Origin of the sequence: Sphingomonas sp. 2SG (assembly GCF_005503285.1) — a bacterium.
Lineage (GTDB): Bacteria > Pseudomonadota > Alphaproteobacteria > Sphingomonadales > Sphingomonadaceae > Sphingomonas > Sphingomonas taxi.
In genome coordinates this window covers 22,869-33,745 of record NZ_SCMZ01000042.1, presented here as the reverse complement: position 1 = coordinate 33,745, position 10,877 = coordinate 22,869, and the positions used below count along the sequence as shown (strand labels likewise).

Genomic DNA, 10,877 nt, shown 5'->3' with positions numbered 1-10,877 from the left:
GACGGGGGTAGGGGTGGGGCGACGTCTCGGCCCCCGCCGCGGCAAAGCCGCGTCGTCAGTCGTCGCGTGCCGCGACGCTGGCCGTGGATCGGCCCGCGACGCGGATTAGCGGGGCTAATCCGCTGGCCGATCCCTGCCTTTGAACCCCTGCGCCACGACGAACCATTCCACCGAGCCCTTGCGGCTCGACGGCGGCTTGGCGTGCTTCACCGTCGCGAAATTGCGCTTCATCTCGGCGACGAGCTGCTGGTCGGCGCCGCCGGCGAATACCTTCGACACGAACGTGCCGCCCTTCTCGAGCACCTCGACCGCGAACGCCAGGGCGGTCTCGACCAGCGCCATCGTGCGCAGCGCATCGGTCTGCGGATGGCCGACGGTGTTCGCCGCCATGTCCGACAGCACCAGATCGGGCGCGCCGCCCAGCGCCTCGATCAATTTGCCCGGCGCGGCATCGTCCATGAAGTCCATCTCGAAGATCGTCACGCCGTCGATCGGATCGACCGGCAGCAGGTCGATGCCGACCACCGCCGCCTTGGGCAGGCGACGCTTGATGACCTGGCTCCAGCCGCCCGGCGCGATACCGAGATCGACGACGCGCTTCGAGCCGCGGATGATGCCGAACCGCTCGTCGAGCTCGATCAGCTTGTAGGCGGCGCGGCTGCGATAGCCCTCCGCGCGCGCGCGCTTGACGTAGGGATCGTTGAGCTGGCGTTCGAGCCAGCGCGTCGATTGCGCGGTGCGGCCGCGCGCCGTCTTGACCCGCGTGCGCAGGCCGCCACCATCACGGCTCACGCGATATTCCTCTTCACGGTCGGGGACTCCCCATCAGGCGTCGCAAAATGCCCTCGCGGATGCCGCGATCGGCGATACCCAGCCGTTCGGCGGGCCAGAGGTCGAGGATCGTCTCGAGGATCGCGCAGCCGGCGACGACCAGATCGGCGCGCTCCGAGCCGATGCAGGCGAGCTGCGCGCGCTCGCGCACCGATTTGCGCGCGAGGTCGGCACTGATCCGCCGCATCGCATCGGCGGGCACGATCAGCCCGTCGACCTGCGCGCGGTCGTAATGGCTGAGCCCGAGATGGACGCTGCCGAGCGTCGTCACCGTGCCGCTGGTGCCGAGCAGGCGCGGCCGCGCCACCTCCCTGGGCAGGCGCGCGGCGAAACCGGCGAAGCTCTCCGCGACGATGCCGCGCATCCGCGCATAGGCCGCCAGCCGGCCGCTCTCGCCCTCGCCGCCGCCGGCATGTTCGGTCAGCGACACCACGCCCCAAGGCGCCGAATGCCAGTCGAGCACGCGCGGCATCGCGCCGGGTTTGGTGTCGATCAGCACCAGCTCGGTCGAGCCGCCGCCGATGTCAAAGATCAGCGCGGGGTCGTCGCCCGGCTCGATCAGCGCATGGCAGCCGAGCACGGCGAGTCGCGCCTCCTCCTCGGCGGAGATGATGTCGAGATGGATGCCGGTCTCGGCATAGGCGCGGGCGATGAAGTCGGTGCCGTTGGCGGCGCGGCGGCACGCTTCCGTCGCCACCGAGCGGGCGAGCGTGACGTTGCGGCGCTTCAATTTGTCGGCGCAGACGCGCAGCGCTGCGATGGTCCGCTCGATCGCGGTGTCGCTGAGCCGTCCGGTCGCGGCAAGGCCTTCGCCGAGTCGCACGATGCGCGAGAAGGCATCGACCACCGCGAAGCCGTCGCCCTGCGGGCGCGCGATCAGCAGCCGGCAATTGTTGGTGCCGAGATCCAGCGCGGCGAACGCCTGCGCATCGGACCAGCGGCCGCGTGGCGGCCGGCTCGGCGCCGGACGGGCAGGGGGCTCCTGCCGGTACGGCATTCGGGCGGATCGATCCCCCATAGCCGTGGTGACTTTCTGTTTTCTACTGCCGTCGCGGGACGATACCCGCTCGGTGCTTGCCCCCTAGGTAGCGCGGACCGGGGCTTGCGACAAGCGGAGGCGTTTGCCCCGTTGACAGCCCTGCACCTGCCCCCTAAATGCGCCGCCTGCGATTGCCCGATCCTCTAATGGTAAGAGAGCGGACTCTGACTCCGTCAATCAAGGTTCGAGTCCTTGTCGGGCATCCAGTTTTCATCGCCGCATGCGCGATATCCCACCCCCTCTGAACGCTGACGTCGTGCTCGGCATCGACGCCGCCTGGACCGCGACGCGGCCGAGCGGAGTCGCGCTTGCCGTGCGGCAGGCGGGGCGGTGGACGCTGCGCGCGGTGGCGCCGTCCTATGACCATTTTCTCGCGCTTGCCGAAGGTACGCTGCTGACGACGCGGCCGGGGGGGTCGCTGCCGGATGCGGCGGCATTGCTCGCGGCGGCGGCGCGGATCGCGGGGAAGGCCGTGGCGCTGGTCGCGGTCGACATGCCGCTGGCGCATGCGCCGATCGTCGCACGGCGGCCGTCGGACAATGCGATCGCCCGAGCGTTCGGGGCGTGGCATTGCGCGACGCATTCGCCGAGCGCCGACCGGCCGGGGGCGCTCAGCGACACGCTGTGCGCCGGCTTCGCCGCGGCGGGCTATCCGCTGCGCACAGGTGACGCGAGCACGGGCGGCCTGATCGAGGTCTATCCGCATCCGGCGCTGGTGCGGCTCGCCGGCGGGACGCGGCGCCTGCCGTACAAGGCAAGCAACAGCGCAAAATACTGGCCCGGTGAGCCGCTCGCAATGCGGCGCGGGCGGCTGCATGCCGAGTGGCGGCGGATCGCCGCGTTGCTCGCGACGCGCTTTGACGGGCTGGCCGATCAGCTGCCGCCGCTCGGCGATCACCCCGCCGGCGTCGCCGCCAAGGCGCATGAGGATATGCTCGATGCGATCGTCTGCGCCTGGGTCGGCGTCACCGCGCTGGAGGGGGAGGCGGACGCGTTCGGCGACGACGACTCGGCGATCTGGGTACCGCGGGCGCTGTCGGGAACCGGGGTGGATGCGGCCGGTTGAAGCCGGCATGCCGACGTTCGATCCCCGCTCCACCGCCCTCATCCTCGTCGACTTGCAGGACGGCATCGTTGCCGGCGACAAGGGGCCGCACAGCGCGGCGGCGGTCGTCGCCGCCGGCAAGACGCTTGCCGACCGCTTCCGGGCGCAGGGCGCGCCCGTGGTGCTCGTCCACGTCGGCTTCACTGCCGGAGCTATGCCGAGCCTCAACGTCGATCAGCCGCGCCTGCCCGCCGAGGGGACGCCACCGGCGTTCAGCGCGCTGGTAGAGGGGCTGCGGCAGGACGGCGATATCGTCGTGCTCAAGCATCACTGGGGGGCGTTCACCGGCACCGACCTCGACCTGCACCTGCGTCGCCGCGGCGTGGAGACGGTGGTGATCGCCGGGATCGCGACCAATTTCGGCGTCGAATCGACCGCGCGGACGGCGTGGGAATTGTCCTATGACGTGGTGATCGTCGAGGATGCGTGCACCTCGCGGTCCAGCGACCTGCACGACTTCGCGATCCGCCACATCCTGCCGCAGATCGCCCGGGTGGTCAGCGTGGAGACGGTGACGCTGGGGTGAGGGATCAGGTCTCACTTGCCCTTCGACGGGCTCAGGGCGAACGGGAGGAAATCGGGTCCGATCAGGGGCACCCACTTCACCGTTAGCGCTGAGCCTGTCGAAGCGCGGTGGCATTCAGCTCGCTTCGGCGATCAGCTTCGCCGCCGCGGCGCCGTTCCAGTCGTTGCCGCCGTTCCAGCGCCAGACTTCCTTGCCGGCCGAATCGAACAGGATCGTCGTCGGCAGATTCGCGCTCCAGCCGGTCGACAGCGCCATCTTGTCGTCGAGATAGGGCGTCAGCGTCGGTGCGCCATGCGCGTTCAGAAACGCCGGCACCTTCGCCGCGGCGCCGGTGTCCTGGCTGATCGCGGCGACGCGGATCTTGCCGCTTTTCGCCAGCGCCTCCAGCGTCGGCAGTTCGGCGACGCATGGTCCGCACCAAGTCGCCCAAAGGTTTACGAGCACCGGCTTGCCCTTGAACGCCGCCAGCGTCGTCGGCTTGCCGGCGGCATCCTTGAACGCGGTGGCGGGCGCGGCCTCGCCCTTGTGGCTGCGATCGACGCCGATCTGCGCGGTCGCGGCGGCGCCCGTCGCCTCGTCGGGCGAGGCGCCGGTCACGTTTGCTTGCGCGTTCGCTTGCTCGGGGGGCGGGCTTTGCCTATCGCAGCCCGCGGCGGTGAGCGCCAGGAGACAGACGATCGCGACGCGCGCGGAAGAGGCCAAGAGCATGAGCGGTTCCAATTCGATGTGGGGCGGCAGGTTCGCCGAGGGCCCGGCGGCGGTGATGCGTGAGATTAACGCATCGATCCCGTTCGACAAGCGGATGTGGCGACAGGATATCGCCGGATCGAAGGCGCATGTCGCGATGCTCGCGCAACAGGGCATCGTCTCGGCCGCCGATGCCGCGACGATCGACGCCGGTCTCGACGTCGTCGCCGCCGATTATGCGGCGAACGGCGTGCCGGAGGATCTGGCGCTCGAAGACATCCATATGCTGACCGAGGCGAAGCTGGCGGAAGGCATCGGCCCGGTCGCCGGCCGGCTGCACACCGCGCGGTCGCGCAACGATCAGGTCGCGACCGATTTCCGTCTGTGGGTGCGCGATGCGATCGACCAGGTGCTCGCCGCACTCGACGCGCTGACGCAGGCGCTGCTGATGCGGGCCGAGGAGCATGCCGATGCGGTGATGCCCGGCTTCACTCATCTGCAATCGGCGCAGCCGGTGACGCTCGGCCATCATCTGATGGCCTATGTCGAGATGGTCGCGCGCGACGTGTCGCGCTTCCGCGACGCGCGGGCGCGGATGAACCTGTGTCCCTTGGGCTCGGCGGCGCTGGCGGGGACGAGCTTCCCGCTCGATCGGCAGATGACCGCCGCGGCCTTGGGCTTCGACGGGCCGACGCGCAACAGCCTCGATGCGGTCAGCGATCGCGACTTCGCGATCGACTATCTCACTGCGGCGACGCAGACCGCCCTGCACCTGTCGCGGCTCGCCGAGGAATTCGTGCTGTGGGCGTCGCAGCCGTTCGGCTTCGTCGCTTTGTCCGACCAATGGTCGACCGGCAGCTCGATCATGCCGCAGAAGCGCAATCCCGATGCCGCCGAGCTGGTGCGCGGCCATGCCGGGCGCATCCTTGGCTGCCAGACCGCGCTGATGGTGACGATGAAGGGCCTGCCGCTCGCCTATTCGAAGGACATGCAGGACGACAAGCCGCCGGTGTTCGAGGCGCACGACCTGCTCGGCCTGTCGATCGCGGCGATGACCGGGATGATCGAGAGCGCGACCTTCCGCACCGACCGGATGCGCGGGCTCGCCGAGAGCGGCTTCGCCACCGCGACCGATTTCGCCGACTGGCTGGTGCGCGAGGCGGGGCTGCCGTTCCGCGAGGCGCATCACGTCACCGGCCGCGCGGTGAAGCGCGCCGAGGAACTGGGCGTGCGGCTCGACGAACTGCCCTATGCCGAATTCGTGGGCATCGACGCGCGGGTCAACGAGAGCCTGTACGACGTGCTGTCGGTCGATGCCTCGGTCGCCAGCCGGACTAGCTTCGGCGGCACCGCGCCCGCCAACGTGCGCGCCGCGATCGCGGCTGTGCGGGAGAGCCTGTCATGACGCGCCTGATTCCTCTCGCACTGGTGCTGGCGCTCGCCGGCTGCGGTGCCGCCAAACAATTGCAGCCGGCACCGGGCGCGTCGTTGCCGCCCGCACCATATGGCGCCAAGGCGACGCCGACCCCGGCGCAACTGCTCACCCCGACGACGCAGCAGCGGCCGCAGCGCAGCGACGAGTTGCTCAGCAATTCCGAACAGCGGCGCAGCGACGATTTCGACCTGCCCCCCAATTGATCCAGGCCCGATGAACCATTTCGATTACCGCGACGGCATCCTCCATTGCGAGGACGTGCCGTTGACCCGCATCGCCGACGAGGTCGGCACGCCGGTCTACGTCTATTCCACCGCGACCTTCCGCCGCCATGCGCAGGTGTTCCGCGACGGGCTGAAGGACCTCGGCCGCGTTCATCTCGCTTATGCGATCAAGGCCAATCCCAATGTCGCGGTGCTGCGCGTCCTCGCCGAGGAAGGCTATGGCGCCGACGTCGTCTCGGGCGGCGAGATGGCGCGTGCGCTGGCGGCGGGCATTCCGGCGGCGGACATCGTCTTCTCGGGCGTCGGCAAGACCCGCGCCGAACTGTCGCGCGGGCTCGACGAGGGGATCGGCCAGTTCAACCTCGAGCTGGAGGAAGAGGGCGCCGTCCTCGCGCAGATCGCCCACGCCAAGGGCAGGCGCGCGCCTGCCGTGCTCCGCGTCAATCCCGACGTCGACGCCGGCACGCACGCCAAGATCTCGACCGGGCGCGCCGAGAACAAGTTCGGCGTGCCGATCGATCAGGCGCCGGCGATGTTCGACCGGCTCGCGCCACTGGACGGCCTCGATCTGCGCGGCGTCGCCTGCCACATCGGCAGCCAGCTTGCCGATCTCTCGCGGCTGGAGGAGGCGTATCGCCGGATCGGGCAGCTCGTCGCCGACCTGCGCGCCGCCGGCCACACGATCACCCGCGTCGATCTCGGCGGCGGGCTGGGCGTGCCCTACAAGCAGGGCGACGTGCTGCCGAGCCCGGCCGATTACGGCGCGATGGTCGCGCGCGTCACCGAAGGCTGGGACGTCGAACTGATGTTCGAGCCCGGCCGCGTCATCGCCGGCAATGCGGGCGTGCTGCTGACTGAGGTGATCTGGGTCAAGCCGGGCGTCACCAACCCCTATGTCATCGTCGATGCGGCGATGAACGACCTCGCCCGCCCGGCGCTCTACGACGCCTGGCACGATTTCGACGCGGTCGCACCGAGCGGCGAGCGGATGACCGCGAATATCGCCGGCCCAGTCTGCGAGAGCGGCGACACCTTCGCGATGGGTCGCGATATCGACGCGGTGAAGAGCGGCGACCTCGCCGTGTTCCGCACCGCGGGCGCCTATGGCGCGACGATGGCCTCGACCTACAACAGCCGCGCGCTGGTGCCCGAAGTGCTGGTCGACGGCGACCGGTTCGCGGTGGTCGCCGACCGTATCGCGGCGGAGACGATCCTCGCCGCCGAGCGCGTGCCCGAATGGCTGACGCCGGGGCGCGCGGCGCGGTGACGCTGCACAGCCTGCCGCTGTTCGTGCGGCTGGCGGGCCGCCCGGTGATCCTGCTCGGCAGCGGCGAGCCCGCCGACGCCAAGCGCCGGCTGCTCGAACGCGCCGGTGCGGTGATCGTCGGCGAGGAGGCCGCGGCGGCGCTGGCCATCGTCGCGATCGAGGACGAGGACGCGGCGCTGGCGGCGGTGACGCGGCTCAAGGCGCGCGGGCTGCTGGTCAACGCGGTCGATCGGCCGGAGCATTGCGACTTCACCACGCCGGCGATCGTCGATCGTGCGCCGGTGCTGGTCGCGATCGGCACCGGCGGCGTGTCGGCAGGGCTGGCGGCGGCGCTGCGCCAGCGGCTCGAGGCGCTGTTGCCCGCCGGCCTCGGCGCACTGGCGGAGCGGCTGCAGGCGGCACGGCCGGCATTGCGCCGGCGCTATCCCGATGGCGGCGAGCGGCGCCGGGCGCTGGGCGCGGCGATGGCGGCGGGCGGCGCGCTCGATCCGCTGGCCGGGGAGGGCGACGTCGCGCGCTGGCTCGCCGCCGACCAGCCACGGCCGACCGGACACGTCCGCATCGTGCTGACCTCCGCCGATCCCGACGACCTGACCCTGCGGCAGGCACGCGCGCTCGCCAATGCCGATCGCATGCTCCACCATCCCGGCGTGCCGGCGGCGATCCTCGACCGTGCGCGCGCCGATGCGGCACGGCAGCCGTGGACGCCCGGGGTCGCGGCGTCGGACGGCCTCACCGTCGAACTGGCGATGGCATGAGCGGGTTCGGCTATCGCATCACCGACGGCAAGGTCGAGCGGGTCGCGGTCAAGGCGGCGCTGTCCTGCACCGCCGACTTCGTCTGGGTGCATCTGACCAGCAACGAGGCGGAGGCGCAGGCGTGGCTGCGCGATCAGGCGGGGCTCGACGATTACGTCGTCGATGCGCTCACCGCGAGCGAGACGCGGCCGCGCTGCGAGGCGTTCGCCAATGGTGCCCTGCTCAACCTGCGCGGTCGCTCGACCGAAGAGGTCACCTCCGGCGACGCGCTCGCCTCGGTCCGGATCTGGGCGATCAAGGGCCGGGTCTATTCGGTGACGCGGCGTGCGCTGATCGGCATCGCCGAGGTCGAGAAGGAGGTCGAGGCCGGCGAGATCGTCGATCCCGGCGACTTCATCGCCGCGGTGTCGACCGCGATCACCAGCGATCTCGACCCGCATGTCGCCGATCTCGGGGACGAACTCGACGATTGCGAGGAGCGGCTCGACGCCAACCGCGTCTTCGACCTGCGTCGCACCGTCACCCGCGTCCGCGTCGCCGCGATCGGCTATCGCCGCTTCCTCAGCCCCCAGCGTGCCGCGCTGGAGAAGCTGGCGACGCTGCCCGGCGCATGGCTGGCGGAGGACGATCGCCGCCATCTCGCCGCCGCGGCGGATCGTGCGGCGCGCATGGCCGAGGAACTCGAAGCGATCCGGGAACGAGCCTCGCTGATGCACGAGGCGCTCACCGACCTCCGGAGCGAACAGATCGACGGCCGATCGCTGGTCATCTCGATCATCGCAATGATCTTCCTGCCGCTGACCTTCATCACCGGCGTCTACGGCATGAACGTCGCCGATCTCCCCTATGCGCAAAAGCCCTGGGCGTTCGACGCGATCATGGGCCTGTGCGCGGCGATCGCGGTGCTGGTGCTCGGCTATTTCACGCGCAAGCACTGGTTCCAGAAGTAACCGCCAGATTCCATCGCTGTAGGATGGTTTGGTGCCGTGTTCCTGCGGAAGCAGCGTGGGTTCAACGGACTGCTGCTATGCAGGAGCGATCCCGAAGGCGTGGAAGCCTAAGCCGCGCGGGCGATGCGCCAGGCTTCGGCGATCTCGCTGAGGCTGCTCGCCGCCTCGCGGAACGGGGTGGGGTCGTAGCCGACCGAGGCGTGGATCACCGTCTGGCGGATGCCGGCGTACAGCCGCGCCAGCGTGGTCGACACTTCGCCGCCGCGCTCGAAATCGAGGCCCGATTCGAGTGCGAACAGGATCGCGGTCGCGCGGGTTACGCGCTCGCTCTTGGTGCGCAGCTGGTCGTGCTCGACCGCCCAGGCCGCCGCACGCAGCGCCGAGACGAGTTCCTCGTAGAGCAACTGGACGAGGCCGGCGCCATGCGCCTCGGCGGTGCGGCCGACGACGTCGATCTGGCGATAGGTGGCATAGGGGTCGCCCCGAAGTGCGGTTGCGTAGGCCATCAGTTGCTCTTGTTCCACGCGGCGATCTGGTTGGTCATGAAGGTCTGCGTCGCCTTGTAGGCGGCGACCTTGCTGTTCATCGTCGAGAATTGCTGGGTCAGCCGCGTCGACATCGCGTCCGACTGGGTCGTGATCTTGGCCTGCGCATCGGTCAGCTCGGTCTGCGCCTTGGTGTAGCGCGACATCGACGCACCGAGCCCGGTGATGCTGCTCGACGCGGCGAGCGAGATGCCGCTGATCGTGCTCGACAGGCCGAGCGCATTGCCCGACGTGGTCGCGAACATCGCCTCGACCTCGTCGGGATAAGCGGCGAGCACCTTGTTGAGCGTCGCGGTGTTGACGCTCAGCGTGCCGTCGCGATTGGTCGCGACGCCGAGTTGCGCCAGCGTCGTCGGCGCACCGCTGGTGCCGGTGGAGACCAGCGACTTGGTGGTGAGCGTCTGCAACGACCGCAGCAGCGTCTTGGCGGCGGTATCCGACTTGAGGTCGCCGGTGCCCGTATCGGTCAGGCTCTTGGCGCTCGCATAGACCTGATTGTAGGTGTCGACCAGATCGCTGACCGCCTGCGTCAGCGCGCTGGTCGGCCGGCTGCTGGTCAGCGACACCGGGCCGCTGGTCACTGCATTCAGTTGCAGCTTCACGCCCGTGACGAGATCGGTGATCGTGTTGCTGCTGCGCTGGACCGAGACGCCGTCGACGGTCAGCTGCGCATTGGCGGCGGTGCCGGTGAGCGTGGTCTTGGTCGCGCCGGTGCCGTAACCGACGTTGAAGTCGGCGAGCTTGCTGCTCGAATCGTCGGCCTGCAACGTGAAGGCCTGCGTCGCGCCGGTGGTTCCCTTGAGCGACAGCACCGCCTTGCCGTCCTGGTCGGTGATGACGCTGGCGGTGACGCCGGCCTTGGCGGCGTTGATCGCGCTGGCGATGCCGTCGAGGCTGCCGTCGGTGACGTTGATCGACACCGACGAGCCGGCATTGGCGGTGAAGCCGGTCATCGACGTGCCGTCGCTGCTATAGGTGGCGGTGCCGAGCTTGAGCGTCAGCGTGCCGGTGGCGATCGTCGCGGTCCGGTCGGCGACCGCGGTCGAGCGCGACCCCTGCGCCGCGGCGAGCGCGGTCACGGTGACGCTGGAGGACAGATTGCCGGTTTTGGTGCCGCTGATCGCCGAGACGCCGAGCGCGGTCGGGTTCGAACTGACCGGCTGCGTCTGCAACGTGCCGCCGCCGCTCAGCGAGCCGAGCGCGGTCGAGAAATTGGCGATCGTGCTCTTGAGCGTGCTCGCCGCGGAAATCTGGGCGGTGAGCGTGGTGTTCTTGGCGGTGATCGCGGCATTCTTGGCGGCGAATTGCGCCTGTACCAGCGCCGTCACCAGCGAGGCGGTGTCGATGCCCGAGCCGGTGCTGAGCGAGGTCAGAACCTGTTGCGCGGTGTTGCGGGTGACGCCGGCGCTGCTGGTCGCGGTCGTCGACGTGGCCGTCGGTGTGGGCGTGCTCGTCGTGGCAGTGGTCGTGGTCATCGTCGAACTCCGCGCGCTTCATTCCTCTAAACGGC

The 10,877-nt window shown here is 69.9% G+C and carries 12 protein-coding genes and 1 tRNA gene; 8 read left to right on the top strand and 5 right to left on the bottom strand.

Features of this window, described 5'->3' with window-relative positions:
• Positions 1-114 precede the first annotated feature (114 nt).
• Together FFS23_RS15450 and FFS23_RS15445 are read right to left on the bottom strand one after the other, a co-directional pair.
• The gene (locus FFS23_RS15450) at positions 115-792 is read right to left on the bottom strand and encodes an RlmE family RNA methyltransferase (RefSeq protein WP_137899293.1); all 678 of its coding nucleotides are present in this window, start codon (positions 790-792) and stop codon (positions 115-117) included.
• Positions 793-805: 13 nt separating this feature from the next.
• A complete protein-coding gene (locus FFS23_RS15445; protein WP_137899292.1) occupies positions 806-1,828 on the bottom strand; it encodes a Ppx/GppA phosphatase family protein in 1,023 nt (340 codons plus the stop codon).
• Between the two features lie 174 nt (positions 1,829-2,002).
• On the opposite strand from FFS23_RS15445, the gene FFS23_RS15440 reads away from it, so the two are divergent.
• The 3 genes from FFS23_RS15440 (at position 2,003) to FFS23_RS15430 (ending at position 3,501) form a co-directional block, all read left to right on the top strand.
• Positions 2,003-2,076 (top strand) — tRNA-Gln (locus FFS23_RS15440).
• A gap of 14 nt (positions 2,077-2,090) precedes the next feature.
• Positions 2,091-2,936 (top strand): DUF429 domain-containing protein, encoded by an 846-nt coding sequence (locus FFS23_RS15435; protein ID WP_137899291.1) that lies wholly within the window; start codon positions 2,091-2,093, stop codon positions 2,934-2,936.
• Between the two features lie 7 nt (positions 2,937-2,943).
• The gene (locus tag FFS23_RS15430; protein ID WP_137899297.1) at positions 2,944-3,501 is read left to right on the top strand and encodes an isochorismatase family protein; all 558 of its coding nucleotides are present in this window, start codon (positions 2,944-2,946) and stop codon (positions 3,499-3,501) included.
• 114 nt (positions 3,502-3,615) lie between these two features.
• On the opposite strand, the gene FFS23_RS15425 is transcribed toward FFS23_RS15430, so the two are convergent.
• Positions 3,616-4,098 (bottom strand): TlpA family protein disulfide reductase, encoded by a 483-nt coding sequence (locus tag FFS23_RS15425; protein WP_349303963.1) that lies wholly within the window; start codon positions 4,096-4,098, stop codon positions 3,616-3,618.
• 127 nt (positions 4,099-4,225) lie between these two features.
• Here FFS23_RS15425 and argH point away from each other — a divergent pair, with 127 nt between their 5' ends.
• The 5 genes from argH to FFS23_RS15400 are packed head-to-tail and all read left to right on the top strand — an operon-like array spanning position 4,226 to position 8,822.
• Complete coding sequence (argH, locus tag FFS23_RS15420) at positions 4,226-5,593, top strand: argininosuccinate lyase (protein WP_137899296.1); 1,368 nt, start codon at positions 4,226-4,228, stop codon at positions 5,591-5,593.
• Positions 5,590-5,826, top strand: a complete 237-nt coding sequence (locus FFS23_RS15415; RefSeq protein ID WP_038664050.1) for a flagellar basal body L-ring protein FlgH — start codon at positions 5,590-5,592, stop codon at positions 5,824-5,826. Before argH ends, FFS23_RS15415 begins: the two co-directional genes overlap by 4 nt.
• Positions 5,827-5,836: 10 nt before the next feature.
• The gene (gene lysA / locus FFS23_RS15410; protein ID WP_137899289.1) at positions 5,837-7,114 is read left to right on the top strand and encodes a diaminopimelate decarboxylase; all 1,278 of its coding nucleotides are present in this window, start codon (positions 5,837-5,839) and stop codon (positions 7,112-7,114) included.
• Entirely contained in the window at positions 7,111-7,872 is a 762-nt protein-coding gene (locus FFS23_RS15405) for a precorrin-2 dehydrogenase/sirohydrochlorin ferrochelatase family protein (RefSeq protein WP_137899295.1), read from the top strand. The genes lysA and FFS23_RS15405 overlap by 4 nt, the downstream gene beginning before the upstream one ends.
• Positions 7,869-8,822 (top strand): zinc transporter ZntB, encoded by a 954-nt coding sequence (locus FFS23_RS15400; RefSeq protein ID WP_038664044.1) that lies wholly within the window; start codon positions 7,869-7,871, stop codon positions 8,820-8,822. Before FFS23_RS15405 ends, FFS23_RS15400 begins: the two co-directional genes overlap by 4 nt.
• Positions 8,823-8,929: 107 nt before the next feature.
• Here FFS23_RS15400 and fliS read toward each other — a convergent pair whose 3' ends face one another.
• Positions 8,930-9,328: a flagellar export chaperone FliS gene (fliS, locus tag FFS23_RS15395; RefSeq protein ID WP_038664041.1), complete on the bottom strand. Its 399-nt coding sequence runs from the start codon at positions 9,326-9,328 to the stop codon at positions 8,930-8,932.
• A complete protein-coding gene (gene fliD / locus FFS23_RS15390; RefSeq protein ID WP_137899288.1) occupies positions 9,328-10,842 on the bottom strand; it encodes a flagellar filament capping protein FliD in 1,515 nt (504 codons plus the stop codon). The genes fliS and fliD overlap by 1 nt, the downstream gene beginning before the upstream one ends.
• Positions 10,843-10,877 lie beyond the last annotated feature (35 nt).

Bases quoted from the DNA above. Each gene is read 5' to 3' on its own strand.
- FFS23_RS15430 (WP_137899297.1), top strand. From the start codon at position 2,944: ATGCCGACGTTCGATCCCCGCTCCACCGCCCTCATCCTCGTCGACTTG.
- fliS (WP_038664041.1), bottom strand. From the start codon at position 9,328: ATGGCCTACGCAACCGCACTTCGGGGCGACCCCTATGCCACCTATCGC.
- fliD (WP_137899288.1), bottom strand. From the start codon at position 10,842: ATGACCACGACCACTGCCACGACGAGCACGCCCACACCGACGGCCACG.
- lysA (WP_137899289.1), top strand. From the start codon at position 5,837: ATGAACCATTTCGATTACCGCGACGGCATCCTCCATTGCGAGGACGTG.
- FFS23_RS15400 (WP_038664044.1), top strand. From the start codon at position 7,869: ATGAGCGGGTTCGGCTATCGCATCACCGACGGCAAGGTCGAGCGGGTC.
- FFS23_RS15415 (WP_038664050.1), top strand. From the start codon at position 5,590: ATGACGCGCCTGATTCCTCTCGCACTGGTGCTGGCGCTCGCCGGCTGC.
- FFS23_RS15435 (WP_137899291.1), top strand. From the start codon at position 2,091: ATGCGCGATATCCCACCCCCTCTGAACGCTGACGTCGTGCTCGGCATC.
- FFS23_RS15445 (WP_137899292.1), bottom strand. From the start codon at position 1,828: ATGCCGTACCGGCAGGAGCCCCCTGCCCGTCCGGCGCCGAGCCGGCCG.
- argH (WP_137899296.1), top strand. From the start codon at position 4,226: ATGTGGGGCGGCAGGTTCGCCGAGGGCCCGGCGGCGGTGATGCGTGAG.